11 protein-coding genes and 1 pseudogene are annotated in these 13,867 nt (G+C 40.6%); 3 read left to right on the top strand and 9 right to left on the bottom strand.

Features of this window, described 5'->3' with window-relative positions; genetic code table 11:
- From JL57_RS36565 to JL57_RS22340, 5 genes and pseudogenes are all read right to left on the bottom strand, one after another.
- A pseudogene (locus tag JL57_RS36565) lies at positions 1-287 on the bottom strand (CRISPR-associated endoribonuclease Cas6); the annotation flags it as partial.
- On the bottom strand, positions 206-616 hold the full coding sequence (locus tag JL57_RS22355; RefSeq protein ID WP_034144138.1) for a hypothetical protein: 411 nt from the start codon (positions 614-616) through the stop codon (positions 206-208). The gene JL57_RS22355 and the pseudogene JL57_RS36565, both read right to left, overlap by 82 nt.
- Positions 613-972, bottom strand: a complete 360-nt coding sequence (locus JL57_RS22350) for a nucleotidyltransferase family protein (RefSeq protein ID WP_034144137.1) — start codon at positions 970-972, stop codon at positions 613-615. Before JL57_RS22350 ends, JL57_RS22355 begins: the two co-directional genes overlap by 4 nt.
- Before the next feature lie 202 nt (positions 973-1,174).
- Complete coding sequence (locus JL57_RS22345) at positions 1,175-3,127, bottom strand: TRAP transporter permease (protein WP_045691795.1); 1,953 nt, start codon at positions 3,125-3,127, stop codon at positions 1,175-1,177.
- A gap of 98 nt (positions 3,128-3,225) precedes the next feature.
- Positions 3,226-4,308, bottom strand: coding sequence for a TAXI family TRAP transporter solute-binding subunit (locus tag JL57_RS22340; RefSeq protein WP_291300419.1), 1,083 nt, complete (start codon positions 4,306-4,308; stop codon positions 3,226-3,228).
- Positions 4,309-4,885: 577 nt separating this feature from the next.
- Between JL57_RS22340 and JL57_RS22335 the strand changes: the two genes are divergently transcribed.
- The gene (locus JL57_RS22335) at positions 4,886-5,557 is read left to right on the top strand and encodes an isochorismatase family protein (protein ID WP_034144135.1); all 672 of its coding nucleotides are present in this window, start codon (positions 4,886-4,888) and stop codon (positions 5,555-5,557) included.
- 154 nt (positions 5,558-5,711) lie between these two features.
- Here the strand turns inward: JL57_RS22335 and JL57_RS22330 are convergent, their stop codons facing one another.
- Both JL57_RS22330 and JL57_RS22325 read right to left on the bottom strand, forming a co-directional pair.
- Complete coding sequence (locus tag JL57_RS22330) at positions 5,712-6,143, bottom strand: DUF2695 domain-containing protein (RefSeq protein WP_034144134.1); 432 nt, start codon at positions 6,141-6,143, stop codon at positions 5,712-5,714.
- 85 nt (positions 6,144-6,228) lie between these two features.
- Entirely contained in the window at positions 6,229-6,945 is a 717-nt protein-coding gene (locus JL57_RS22325) for a M48 family metallopeptidase (protein WP_034144133.1), read from the bottom strand.
- A 231-nt stretch (positions 6,946-7,176) separates the two neighbouring features.
- On the opposite strand from JL57_RS22325, the gene JL57_RS22320 reads away from it, so the two are divergent.
- A complete protein-coding gene (locus JL57_RS22320; protein WP_034144132.1) occupies positions 7,177-8,706 on the top strand; it encodes a class I adenylate-forming enzyme family protein in 1,530 nt (509 codons plus the stop codon).
- Positions 8,707-9,245: 539 nt separating this feature from the next.
- Positions 9,246-11,060, top strand: coding sequence for an LTA synthase family protein (locus JL57_RS22315; RefSeq protein WP_366557072.1), 1,815 nt, complete (start codon positions 9,246-9,248; stop codon positions 11,058-11,060).
- Between the two features lie 13 nt (positions 11,061-11,073).
- Here the strand turns inward: JL57_RS22315 and JL57_RS22310 are convergent, their stop codons facing one another.
- A complete protein-coding gene (locus JL57_RS22310; RefSeq protein WP_034144144.1) occupies positions 11,074-12,258 on the bottom strand; it encodes a pyridoxal phosphate-dependent aminotransferase in 1,185 nt (394 codons plus the stop codon).
- Between the two features lie 262 nt (positions 12,259-12,520).
- Positions 12,521-13,753 carry an LL-diaminopimelate aminotransferase gene (locus tag JL57_RS22305; RefSeq protein ID WP_034144131.1) on the bottom strand — a complete coding sequence of 411 codons (1,233 nt, stop codon included), beginning with the start codon at positions 13,751-13,753 and terminating at the stop codon, positions 12,521-12,523.
- Between the last annotated feature and the right edge of the window lie 114 nt (positions 13,754-13,867).

Raw genomic sequence — 13,867 nt, 5'->3', positions numbered from 1 at the left:
GGCTGCAGATAGACTGTGTATTTGCTCCCGTCTCCACGAAACAGGGTACTATAAGCTACGACAGGTGACAGTATGCGCACGCGAATAATCTCGCTTTGCACATTCGGGTGTGAGACTTGAATCCCAGTAATCTCTGCACTGATCCCGCCGATTCTTAACGTCAACTGTTTTAGCAGTCCCCCTGCGATAGAACCTAGAATATCGTTTATCGGTGAGGAGACAATCCAATTGGCTCCTTCAGGGAAACGGATAAACTTTTTATCCTTAGATAACTCATAACGTCCCAATAGCTTTGAAAATGTAAAGAGCTTTGCACTATCAGTTCCCTAACCGATCCGCTGAATGATTGAAATAATTCAAAGAAGTTCTCGCTGGTATACCAATAGGGCGAGGTCTTCCCTCTGTAGGTTTCACCTCTGGCATATTCAATCGCCATCTGATGTAAATATCCTGCGCAGGCCATCAAGTCAGACCCTCGCACCGGCCCCTTCTCATTTTCCAGAACTCGAGTTATTTCTTTAATGTAGCCGGCAATTTTTCGGACTGAATCCAAATCATCCTTAATATCAACAATAAGCCGTTTATACTGAACCCGTTTCTTCTCTTCACTCGTCATATCCTCACCCCATCTCTCACAATACGTTCCTGCATAGATTCTTGAGCAAATTCGAACTGGATAAAATCTAGAGGAATAGGTTCTGCAATATCTTCGGCAATCCGATACGCCTTAAAATAATTTTCTTCCAGTAATCCTTTTACAGCTATGTCAATATCAGATTCCAATTCATACATATCTGTCGTTAGAGAGCCAAATAGATAAACCTCGATATTTGGGAATGAATCTCGTAGGGTCTTAGCAACTTTCTTCGCTTTCTCGCGGGCTACCTTATAGAAATCCAAGCGTCTTTGTTCCTCAGCCTTAATTTTGAGTTTATTTCCTGCGACGTATGAAGATATATCCATAGCCCTCATAGTCCTTGCCCCCATTATATCTATTTCCTATAAATACCATACCATAAGTATCGGAAACGAACAATAGGTTCCTTGTGGCATATACATGTGATGCCTCAAAGCCAATCGGTAAACAGAAAAAGAGGCATAGTAAGATTTAATCTGTGAGGATCCTCTAACTATGTCTTGGGGAATTAATATATTCAATTTATGCATATTGACTTTAAAGTGGCTCACTTTGTTTATTTACAAGAGAAGCACGATTATTTCTTACTTTAGGCATAAGCACCATAACAAAGACCACTAATCCAATCAAATCACTTATCCATCCAGGATATACCATAGCAAGCCCCATCACCATCATAATTGCCCGTTCCCAGTTTTTCAGGGCATTCCCAATAATCCATCCTTCTACAGATGAAGCCAGGGCAATAACTCCGATAATTGCTGTTATCATAGCCAGAATAATGCTAATAATTCCAGCCTGTAGGATTAATGCGGGCTGATAAACAAACATAAAAGGAAGGATAAAGCCTACGAAGGCCATCTTTGAGGCACTTAGCCCAATTTTTATCGGATTGGCATCAGCAATACTCGAAGCAGCATATGCTGCGACTGCAACCGGAGGGGTAATAGCTGATAAACATGAATAATAAACAATAAAGAGGTGGGTAGACATTGTAGGTAAGCCAAGCTTAATTAAGATGGGGGCTGCTAATACAGCTGTAATGATATAGGCTGAAGAGACTGGCATCCCCATACCAAGAATGATACATAAAATTGCAGTAGCTAAAAGGGTAAAAAAGATACTTCCTCCTGTCATACCAAAGATCAACGCTCCAAATTTAGTACCAAGTCCTGTAAGCATTACCCCGTCAATTAACATTCCGGCAGCAGCACAAGCCACAGTTACTGCAATCATACGCTGAACCGTCTCTTCAGATGCCTCAATCAGACGGCGCAGTCCAATTCGTCTTTCCGGAGTAAACCAGCTTAACAACACCACTAGACCCGAAGCCATTACGGCTACATAAGAGGGTGTAAAACCGCGAATGATTAAGTATACCAAAAAGACTAAGGGTATGATATAGATCCAGCCTTCTTTCAGGACTGTCCAGATATCCTGTACATCTTCATCAGCCATCCGCATCATGCCGTTCTTTTCAGCGCGAAAATGAATCTGGAGATAGATTCCCAAATAATAGAGCAGAGCAGGTAAGACAGCAGCGACAGCAATATCTCTGTAGGGTATTCCAGCAAATTCGGCCATTAAAAACGCCGCCGAGCCCATAATAGGTGGCAGGATACTACCACCCGTCGATGCAGCCGATTCTACTGCTCCGGCAAATATTGGATTAAACCCCACTTTTTTCATCATGGGGATATTTACTGATCCTGTTGTCACCACATCTGAAGTAGGACTTCCCGAAATCATGCCAAACAAACCGGCCGATATGATGGCTATTTTAGCGGGCCCCCCGGTTGAACGCCCGGCTATGGAGGCAGCAAACTTAAAGAAGAAATCTCCACCACCGGCCTGTGTATATAGACTTCCGAACAAGACAAACAGGAATACATAGGTGGCCGCTACTGCAATGGGGGTACCAAAAAGACCATTTACAGTATAAATAATATTATCAAGAAAATGATTGAGTGTTATATGCCGATGTGAATAAGCACCCGGGAGCAGGTCCCCAAAGAATGTATATCCCATAAACGCTAATACTAGTAAGGTCATGGTTGGCCCCAAAACCCTTCGGGTAACTTCTAAACTCAAGAGTACTAAAATAATCCCTATAACTGTTTCTATAGGTGTTAAAGGATTAAACAAGGGAATGCGCTGCAGATATTGTTCGATATTTAAGAAGAAGTAAAGTTCAATACCTAGCGCTAACAAGGAAAAAAATATGTCCAACCAAGTGGGCTTGTTTCCCTTTGCCTTTTCTGTTGCACTAAAATATAAAAAAGCTATTGCTAACATTATTGGATAAAAAATCGTAGTATATTGGTACGGATCCAGTGTACCAAATCCCCCGAGCCATACTTCAAAAATTGTTAATCCAATAGCAAGAATGATAACAAGCCAACGAAATGGCCCCTCTAGATTTCTTCTCCGTCCCTCTCTAAGAAGGGCTCTTAACCAGGAAATTTGCTCAACCGGTTGTTCGGAGGACATCCTCAATACACCTCAATTCCAAATTCAAAAAAATTGACATTACCCTGCCGGAACTGATCTAGTCCCAGCAGGATTTTAATAGGAATGGTCATTCTACACTACTTAATTAAACCAGCCTCTTTAAAGTAATCTTCTGCTCCTGGTGCCAAAGGTAAGACACCTGTATTTGCTAACTTCTCCGGAGTCATTTCTTTCATTGATGGATGAACATTTTTTATTAAATCAATATTTTCTGTTAAGGCTTTGGCCATTTTATATAAATCTTGCTTGGTTGCCTTGGAACCGGCTAGAATGACTGCACTAAGGGTAACTGTATTGACATCTTCTTTTTGCCATTCATATGTCCCTTTGGGGATTACAGCAGATTTCAAATCCCAATCTTGTTTTAACTTTTTTGCTGCAGCATCATTAATAGACCACATTACCAGAGGTGTATTGACACTCGTCTCTGTAATCTTTGCTTCAGGAGCGAAGGTAAAGTCAAGGGTAATATCTAAACGCCCATTTTTTACGGCGTCAAAACGGGTTGCACTTCCCTGCCAGATTAAAGAACCTCCCCAAGACTTTAAATTCTCTTCAGTAATTCCATAGGACTTTAAAACATCATTACCTGCAAGAGAATTCAAATTCCCCTTTTGATTAATGCCAATGTTGGCTGGAATCTTATTTTTTACAATATCCTCAAAACCCTTGGCACCAGTTTTATCCACAAATTCCTTGCGGACCGCAATTTGTAATACCGCATTATCATAAAGTGTGGCAAATGCACGAAGATCATCATATTTCTTCTGGAAAGGATCCAATCCTTTTTGAGCCGCTATAACCTCTACTGATTGAACAATTCCTAATTCCACTTTTCCTTCTGAGAGAAGTTTAATATTTCCGGCGCCACTTCCAGGTTCATAACTGAATGAAGTAGCCGGATATGATTTAAGAAACGCATTACCAACGACCGGACCAAGAGCGGCCCAAAAACCTCCTACTGAGCCACCGGCCATTGTAACCTTAAATGGACTTTTGTCATTCTTATCAATTTCCCCTGTTGTACTTTGATTCTGTTCAGGTGCTTTTACTTCCGTATCATTTGTTGTTTTTTTGGAACATGCGGTTAGCCCGAAAGTAAGCAATAAAGCTAAACCTACAGTGAGCATCCGAGTCCACCACGATCTTGACAGTTTCATTTTACAACCCCCATTCCTTAATCTGACCTTTTGTATTTACTTATGTAGCAATTTCTAGTTAAAACAACTAAGTTCTACAAATTCAAATTATTCCCCTCCCAAAATTTAATATCTATATCTATCTGAATATTATGCAAATTGTAAGCCAAAGTCTGGCCTTTATTTGTTAACTGTATGAAACAACCATTAATTAGCATATTTACAATAGTGAACAAACTATATATATACTTAAACATTTATCATAAAACAGATTTAATAGATTGAATATTTTTAAAATGAAACGTCAAGTTTCATGTATGAAAAATCTTTTGAGTTTTTTTCTAAATTACAATAAAGATAATTGCTTCATAAATCGACTTTTCCATTATTAAAATGTGGAAGTCCTGCCACCTTGGCATATTAGTGTAGATGGAAAGAAGGAGCTGTAGTAAAATAAGGATAGACTTACTTAAGGTTTCAATATATTGTTCTATTTGTGGTTAGTGTCGTAAAGGATTACAAGCGCTGAGGCACGTTAGATAACCAATCTAAATTACTTATATAAAAGTAATATCAAGGAAGTGAGGTTATACCGAAGATGGTTACTTTAAACAAGTTTGATGATCACTGTTGGAAAGATATTATTCCCCCTGAAATATTAGAGATTTATCGTGCGTATGAAAGAGAGTTGACCCTCGGAAAACGACCCGCAGTTTTAGCGATCGATCTGTATAACTGTGTTTTTCCTCCGCAATCCATGCCGGTTATTGATGCCATCATACTCAATCCAAGTTCATGTGGGGAATACGCTTGGAATGCAATTAGCCCTACCTCTAAGCTCCTGGATTTTTCCAGAAAAAGGGATTTTCCTATTTTCTATACTACGTCCGATCCCAGACAACAAACCGGGATCAAAGCAACAAAAAGACCGCTATCCCAGAACCTTGAAAATGATTTTGCTTTTTATCCTGATTTTGAGCCTCAAAAGAATGACATTATCATTTATAAACAAAGAGCAAGTGCCTTTTTCGGTACGCCCTTAATAGCAAACTTGACTCAGCTTGGCATTGACTCTATTATCGTTTGCGGTGAAACAACGAGTGGTTGTGTTCGCGCTAGTGTTGTCGATGGCTACTCGTATGGTTTTCATATGGTCGTCGTTGAAGAGACGGTTTTTGATCGTAGTATTGTGTCCCATAAAGTGAATTTGTTTGACTTACACCATAAGTATGCCGATGTAATGAGATTAGATGAAATCTTAGCCTATTGAGCCTTGGTTAGCACCCGTCCTGTTAGAAACGAAAAAACAAGGGTCGAATTTAAAAAATTCAGCCCTTGTTTAACTATTTCTACCTATCCCCTTATTTCAGTTTCAGAGCCGCACTCGGCCATTCTAGACTACTCTTTTTTTAAATAACTCGAGATTACTTGCCTATTAATTTACTCTCGACATTATAAATAATCTCACAATCACAAATCCCGCCATTTTTTTTGAATACCTCTATTGTATCATTAATTTTCCCTCGGCTAAACTGCATCTGAGTAAGAATTTGGTTACTCAAGCGGAGGGTATGGTCACATGTCAATCCTGAGAGTTTCTCATTCAACCGATAAAAAAACATTCTCTGAAAAAGCAGGCTCAATAGATCATAGTCCTTGTTTAAACTTGCTTTCTCCTGATTAAAAAGAGAATCATACTCAAGATTAGCCGTTTGTAAGCTAGAGACAAGTCTACGATTAACCTCTTCTCTAATTAATTTTCGGTCTTTTAGAACCTCTATTTCAGGAGTTTGTTGTTCTCTGAGTTCTCTTCGTTTTTCTTTATTTGCCGTTCGTTTACTATAACCTAGTGTCATGAAATTGCCTCCTGCATTCTGTTTAACCAAGGTTAATGCTCTCATCATATTGTAACCGCTCTGATGCCTATGTAAACTAAATCCATCATAACCTTAATTCCTGCCCATGATCCTTAAACCATTTTTTCCAATACGCGTATTCCGGCATAAAGACTGCTACCCTCAGCCAGAACTGCTCGGAATGGTTGAGATGCGTCAAGTGCGCGAGTTCATGAATAATAATATAATCAATCCCTGCATCCGGGGCCATAATGATTCGCCAATTCAAATTTACGTTTCTTTTACTTGAACAGCTCCCCCAACTTGTCTTCTGTTCCTTCAGTCGAAAGGTCTGAAAGCAAACTTGCATTCTCTCCGCTTGCTTTTCAAGCTTGTCCTGTAGCACCCTGCGCGCTTGCGCTTTATACCATGATAAGAGCGCCTTCTGGACATGTGGCGCACAGTCCTTATCTTCTAAGTCCTGGGATAAATAAACCTCAAGCTCTTGACCTTCCAAATAAACTCGGATCCTTTGGCGCGGATGTCTTCTAATTTTCAGTTCAACGGTCTTCCCCCGATACAGGAAGTGTTCTCCATCGCTATACCTTGCTGGTCGTTTCAGAACAGCTTGCTTCGCGAGCCAGTGCTTTAAGATCCACTCCTGCTTAGCGAGTAATAATTCTTGCAGTTGCTTGACCGATACGTTCTTTGGTGCAGAAATACGAAGGCGATCTTCAAGGATACTCAGAGTAATCCTTCGATAACGTGCGCTCCGTCGTTCTTCATAAGGTATCGTTTGATCCTTAATACTCAGTTGGTCCATTTAAGGGTCATCCTACCTCTCCGCTTAAAAGCATTCCCCCAATTCCAGCCATAACGTCACAGGTTCCTGAAATACAGGTGAAATCTTGTATATTATAGACAATTATACAACATTGCGCAAAGTTTTTTCTTTCTAATTCGGTTGACGTTTACGTAAACTTGTGTCAGAATATTCTTATATTACTAATATAATGAATTAAATAAATTTATAGCTGAAAAGGAGAGAAAAGATATGGATACACTGTGGCGCGTCATTGAGCGAAACGCTAGGAGTTTTCCCGAACAAACAGCCTTACGCTATCCACCTGCAGACCTGACATTTACCTGGAAAACCCTCCACTCTGAGACCTTATGGCTAGCGTCCTATATTCAATCCCTCGGGGTAGGTGCTGATAAAATAGCGTTGCTTTCCCCTAATAGGCCCGAGTTTATCTTAGGGTTTCTCGCTACCATGGCGATCAAAGGAGTAGCCGTACCAGTAAATGTTCGACTAACAAGTCGAGAAATCTCAGACATCCTCAAGAGTTCAGGAATTGGCGTGTTACTCTATGAGGAGAGCATGAACGGTATCGCCCTTGAAATGGAACAATTGGGGTTCACCATCATTAACATAAGTGCTGCATTACAGATTCAGAAGAACTCCGAGCAAGTCCTTCATTCTGAAGTAGCTGCTACGAATGAACCCTATTCTTCAGATCTAGAAGGATCTGAACTAGCAGAAGTCCTGTATACCTCAGGTACAACTGGACAACCCAAAGGAGTAATGCTCTCTCATCAAGCCATTCTGTCCGCGGCGAAAATAATGGCCTATGAAGCAGGGATTTACGCTGGGGACAATTGCCTGATTCTCATGCCCTTGACGCATTCAGCACCACTTAATCTTTTTCTGTGGGGTGCATTTTGGTCAGGTGCCTCGATTACCCTTGGTGATTTCACCCCTCAGACTCTTCTTGATTACGCTGCAAAGGAAAAAACGACGCACTTTTTTGGTGCCCCCGTCGTTTATCAACTCATCTCTAGGATGCCCAATCTTCAAGATTGGGATCTCTCTAGCATGAAAGTATGGGTATACGGTGGAGCGTCTGTCGGGGCAGAGCAGATTATTCATTGGCAGACGAAACTGACCGGAAAATGGATGGGTGTTTACGGTTTGACCGAAGCTGGACCCAACGGTACTGCTCTCCGACCTCAGGAACATGGAACAAAAACGGGGAGTATCGGACGACGGGGCACGACCAATACAGAAATCCGAGTAGTGCGCACAGACGGTACAGATACAGATCCCGATGAGGCTGGGGAAATCATTATTCGCTCGGAAAGTCTAATGAGTGGCTACCTCAATAATCCGTCAGCCACAGCGGAAGTTCTGCGCTCGGGTTGGCTATATACAGGAGATATTGCCCGCCGGGATAACGATGGTTATATTTGGGTAATGGATCGTAAAAAGGATATGATTATTACCGGTGGAGTTAATGTCTATCCCAAAGAAATCGAAGACGTCTTGAGCACTCATCCCAACATATTAGATTTAGCTGTGATTGGCGTCCCCCATTCAGACTGGGGGGAAACAATTTTGGTCATGCTGGTTACGCGACCTGGAGAAAATCTTACCCTCGATGATATTCGAGATTTTTGTCAGGATAAACTTGCCGACTATAAGATTCCTCGCTCTCTAAGCATTGTCGATGCTTTACCTCGCAACGCTTCCGGAAAAATACTCAAGCATGTTCTTAGAGCGGAACACCGACCCATCAACGTTTAGATTCAGTCCAGTGGAAAACAGAGGGACAGGTGTGTTGTTTCGAAACAACGCACCTGTCCCCTTGATTTGCCCTTCTAAAATCTAAACAACATCTTGACATGTAAACCCTTTATTAAACCTATTAACTTGTTGTATTATTAGTATATAATTGTATAACTTTGATAATAATGGTATTATTTATTAGTTCAATCAGTACGAAGACTGTTTGAATTATGAACTACTAAATAAGAAAGCTTGTTATAGGGGGGCAAATGTTACTTCTAAGGATCTCACAAAACATCCCAAATTTCAAATCCAAAAACAGATTAGTAAATCTCAGCTTAATAACTTGTCTACCGTTGTTGATGCTATTTGCCTTAGAGACAGTTTATAGAGGGAATCTCTTCAGTACCTGCTCTTGGATTAGGAATTACCCAAAACAATTTTTACTAAGCTATGTTTTAATGTTTGGATTCATCAACTCTTTCTACATATTACAACGAAAAATCTATAGTTCTATCGGAGTCTTATTCTTTTCTTTTTTCTCTGTCATGGGCCTTATGAGTCGTCAGAAATTAATCTTAAGAGGAGAGCCCCTTCTGCCCTGGGATTTTATCCTCGGCAAAGAAGCCATTAATATATCTAAAGAATTTAGTGGTACTATGCCAGTCATTCCCCTTCTGTGCCTTAGTGTTATTACCATCGTTCTTTTTGTTTCGGTCAAATTCATTCCTCAAGAGACTTTTAATTGGCGAAGGAAAATTGCAGCTTCCCTGATCTCCTTGGCAGTGCTTTTTTCCGTTTATTCAGATGTCACATCCCTCGAAAAGACCTTTTCACTCGAGCTAATTTCCTGGAGCCAAAAATTAAACTACGAGGAAAACGGCATGCTCCTTGGCTTTATCCTCAATACAACCTATCTATCGGTTAATAAACCGGCCGAGTACGAAGAGGAACTCGTAAAAGAGATTATGAACGATACAACCCCGCCCTATGAAGTTGCCCCCAACTTTAAGCCCAACATTATTTTCGTAATGAGTGAAGCCTTTTGGGATCCCACTTTGTTAAAGGAAGTCTCATTTAGCGCAGACCCCATTCCCTATTTTCGTTCTCTCCAAAAAAGTCAAACCAGTGGAGTGATGCTTTCTCCCGTTTATGGTGGAGGCACTGCTAACACTGAATTCGAAGTATTAACGGGCTTGTCGATTCAATTCTTTCCCCAAGGCCTGGTTCCTTATGTTGAATATGCTCGTAAACCTATAGAAGCCTTACCGACTATCTTAAAAAAGCAAGGGTATGAGACGACAGCCATTCACACCTATGACAACTGGTTTTACGGCCGAAACAACGTCTATCAAAATTTCGACTTTGATAAGTTTATTAGCAAAGAATTTTTTCATAACCCTGAATACAGCGGTCAATATATTCGCGATACTGAACTTTCCAGGAGAATTCTCGAAGAAATGAAGAAAACAGATAAACCTGACTTCATTTATGCTATTTCCATGCAAGGCCACGGGCCTTACTCTGCAGAAGAAAACCCCAATAATTCGATTAAAATAAGCGGTAATTTGAGTCCAGAGCCTCAAGCCATTTTAGAAAACTACACCAATATAGTTTCTGATGTTGATCAATCACTCAAACTATTAATTGAAGGGTTAGAGCAGTCGAGGGAACCCTCCATCGTGGTGTTCTTTGGGGACCATTTACCTATGCTTGGGAAAAGCTTTGAGGTCTATAAACAAGCCAATTTCTTCCAAGATGAAATCAACTACCAAGATTATCTAAAGATGCATAGTGTTCCCTTTATCGTCTGGGATAACTTTTCAGACAACAAAGAGAAGCTTCGTTTATCCTCGAACTTTCTGAGTCCATATATTTTAGAACGTGCTAAAAAATCAGGAAGCCCTACGACAGACTTCCTTCATACCCTTATCCAAAACGGCTCCAATGTCGTGATCAGCGAGCAGCATTTACCGAGGGAGGACATTTCTGAGCAAGAAATCAATCAGTACCAACTGCTTCAGTATGATATTCTTTTTGGCAACGAATATGCTTACCACTTAAAACCTGACCACAAGCCGCAAGCAAACAGTAATTATGTTTTAGGAGATGGTCAAGCACTCATTGTCAAAGCTACCCCTCCCCATACGTCAGTAATTGAAATAGAAGGGGAAAATTTCTTGCATGATCATAAAGTTTATGTCAACGGACAACTCGTTAAGACCGATTTTGAAAACCCCACCTATTTGACTGCCAGTCTTCCTAAGCGCTTAAATAGTAAATCTGGTGTTCTAGATATTCAGCTTAAGTTAACGGATAGCATGGGAAATGTAATCTCTGAATCCAATACTTATAAACTGGAGTCCTCCTAATCATAGAAACTTTTTACCTAACCTCTTCTATTAAAGCCTTAAAGCCCGGCAAGGCATTCTCAATTGTTTTATAAGCGACACAATAGGCAATTCGAACATAACCTGGACATCCAAAGGCAGTGCCGGGAACAATGAGTATATTTTTCTTATTAGCCAAGTTACAGAATTCAACATCATTCTCAATCGGACTCTTAACAAACATATAGAAGGCACCTTCGGGTTTAATACAATGGTAGCCGTAGGATGAGAGTCCTTTATACAGAAGCTCACGATTCCTGTTATAGGTCTCAATATCGACCTTTGCATTTAAGCACTTAGCAACAACGCGCTGGAATAACGACGGAGCATTGACGTAACCTAAAATTCGATTAGCAATATTTGCTGCTGAAAGGATATTTTCATAATCGGCAGCCTGATCTGAAATCACTAAATAACCGATTCTTTCGCCGGGTAAGGAGAGGGATTTGCTGAAAGAATACCCGATGATCGTGTTGGCATAATACTTCGAAAGATAAGGCACTTGAGCATTATCATAAGCAAGTTCTCGATAGGGTTCATCGGCAACGAGATAAATATCGGTTTCAAATTCCTTTTGCTTCTCCACCAGTATTTCAGAGAGCTTGATGATGGTTTTTTCTGAATAGATAACACCAGTGGGATTATTAGGGGAATTGATGATTACCGCTTTAGTTTTAGGGGTAATCTTATCTTTGAATTCTTCAAGATTAGGTTGGAAATCAACCGTATTGGGGGAGACTATTACTAATTCGCCTTCATGGTTTTTTACATAGTTCCTGTATTCTCCAAAAAAAGGTGCAAAAGTGATAACTTCATCCTGTGGGTTCAGTAAGGTTTTAAAAATAACATTTAATCCGCCTGCTGCACCAACGGTCATCAGAATGTTTTTTTGAGTAAACGTGGTACCGAATTTATCATTAATGGACTTTGCAATGGTTGCTCTTACTTCTTCATAACCCGAGTTATTCATATAACCGTGAATGCTCATAAGACTATCCGTCTTTAAAATCTCTAAAATTGCGTCGTTCACTTCAGCAGGTGGTTCAACATTAGGGTTTCCAAGGCTAAAATCAAAGACGTTTTCTGCCCCGTGAATCTCTGCCAGGCGTTTTCCTTCCTCAAACATGGCTCGAATAACAGAACTGTTTTTTATTTGCTCTTGCATTTTAATTGATATCATAACGTCCAACCTTTCTTCGCTAACTTTATAATTGCCTAGTCTAACTCTTGAGTCATGAATGCCAGGCTTCCTTTCATGTCGTTTCGGATAGATTACAAATTGTCTACCTTTTGAATTCAACATTTTTCCTAAATGTTCCTGCTGAATTACAAGAATTATATAAATATACAAAAACCAGAGCGTTAAGAAAAAAACGTTCTGGTTTTAGTTTTTAGTCAATTGAACTCACAAATTATTTAACCATAACATTAGCTCTTTTCGCTTACATTCTCGTCTTAATCCGTTCAATCGCCTGAAGTGTATTTTCACGAGTACCAAAAGCGGTTAAACGGAAATATCCTTCTCCATTCGCACCAAAGCCAGCTCCCGGTGTGCCTATCACATGTGCATCCTTCATCAATTTATCGAAAAACTCCCAAGAACCCATATTTTTCGGGGTCTTCATCCAGATATAGGGGGCATTGATTCCACCGAATACTGTATAGCCAGCCTCTTGTAAGCCCTCACGGATGACTCGGGCATTTTCCATGTAGTAATCAATAGTTTCCTTGATTTGCTGCTTTCCTTCTTCAGAGAATATCGCGACTGCTCCGGCTTGTACAGGATAAGACGCTCCATTAAATTTTGTGGTCTGTCTTCTTAGCCATAGCGAGTTAAGACTATGTGCTTCACCTTTAGAATCATAGACCATGACTTCCTTCGGAACAATCGTATAGGCACAACGGGTTCCGGTAAAGCCTGCCGTCTTGGAGAAACTTCGGAACTCTACTGCTACTTCCTGAGAACCTTCAATCTCAAAAATACTGTGCGGAACGCCCTCTTCCCGGATAAACGCTTCATAAGCCGCATCGAACAAAAGGATTGAGCGGTTTTCTCGGGCATAATCCACCCATTGCTTCAGTTCCTCTTTAGAAAGTGTCATCCCGGTCGGATTATTCGGAAAGCAGAGATAGATCAGATCTACGCGTGTCTCAGGAAGAGAAGGCTTCATGCCATTTTCCTCTGTGCACGGAAGATACACGATGCTTTCGTACTGGCTCTTTTCACTATCAAAATTCCCGGTCCGTCCTGCCATGACATTGCTATCGACATAAACCGGATAAACTGGATCCGTAACTGCCATAATGTTATTAACTCCGAAAAGCTCCTGGAAATTTGCCGTATCACTTTTCGCTCCATCGCTGACAAAGACTTCATCGACAGAGAGTTCCACTCCACGAGGGGTAAAATCATGTTCGATAATCTTTTCAATCAGAAACTGATAGCCTTGCTCCGGACCGTAACCACGAAAGGTTTTCGAATTCGCCATCTCATCGACACCTTTATGCATTGCCTCGATGACTGCGGGTGGCAGGGGACGCGTAACATCTCCGATTCCGAGTCGGATAATATCAGCCTCCGGATTGTTTGCTTTAAATTCGTTAACTCTGCGGGCTATTTCAGAAAAAAGATAGCTCCCTGGTAATCTAAGATAGTTCTCATTCACAAGTGCCATATGTATTCAAACTCCTTCATTTTGTACACTTTTAATATATTTATAAATTATATTTATTAGTTGAAGACTTTGCAACTCTGTTGGCTAAGTATACATTAAAATCATCCCTAAGCG

The organism is Desulfosporosinus sp. BICA1-9 (assembly GCF_000802135.1).
Note: the sequence above shows the minus strand (reverse complement) of the source record. Positions and strands in the feature narration are given on the sequence as shown.

Excerpts from the sequence above, each read along its gene's own strand:
- JL57_RS22355 (WP_034144138.1), bottom strand. The coding sequence starts at position 616 with ATGACGAGTGAAGAGAAGAAACGGGTTCAGTATAAACGGCTTATTGTT.
- JL57_RS22350 (WP_034144137.1), bottom strand. The coding sequence starts at position 972 with ATGAGGGCTATGGATATATCTTCATACGTCGCAGGAAATAAACTCAAA.
- JL57_RS22345 (WP_045691795.1), bottom strand. The coding sequence starts at position 3,127 with ATGTCCTCCGAACAACCGGTTGAGCAAATTTCCTGGTTAAGAGCCCTT.
- JL57_RS22340 (WP_291300419.1), bottom strand. The coding sequence starts at position 4,308 with ATGAAACTGTCAAGATCGTGGTGGACTCGGATGCTCACTGTAGGTTTA.
- JL57_RS22335 (WP_034144135.1), top strand. The coding sequence starts at position 4,886 with ATGGTTACTTTAAACAAGTTTGATGATCACTGTTGGAAAGATATTATT.
- JL57_RS22330 (WP_034144134.1), bottom strand. The coding sequence starts at position 6,143 with ATGACACTAGGTTATAGTAAACGAACGGCAAATAAAGAAAAACGAAGA.
- JL57_RS22325 (WP_034144133.1), bottom strand. The coding sequence starts at position 6,945 with ATGGACCAACTGAGTATTAAGGATCAAACGATACCTTATGAAGAACGA.
- JL57_RS22320 (WP_034144132.1), top strand. The coding sequence starts at position 7,177 with ATGGATACACTGTGGCGCGTCATTGAGCGAAACGCTAGGAGTTTTCCC.
- JL57_RS22315 (WP_366557072.1), top strand. The coding sequence starts at position 9,246 with ATGAGTCGTCAGAAATTAATCTTAAGAGGAGAGCCCCTTCTGCCCTGG.
- JL57_RS22310 (WP_034144144.1), bottom strand. The coding sequence starts at position 12,258 with ATGATATCAATTAAAATGCAAGAGCAAATAAAAAACAGTTCTGTTATT.
- JL57_RS22305 (WP_034144131.1), bottom strand. The coding sequence starts at position 13,753 with ATGGCACTTGTGAATGAGAACTATCTTAGATTACCAGGGAGCTATCTT.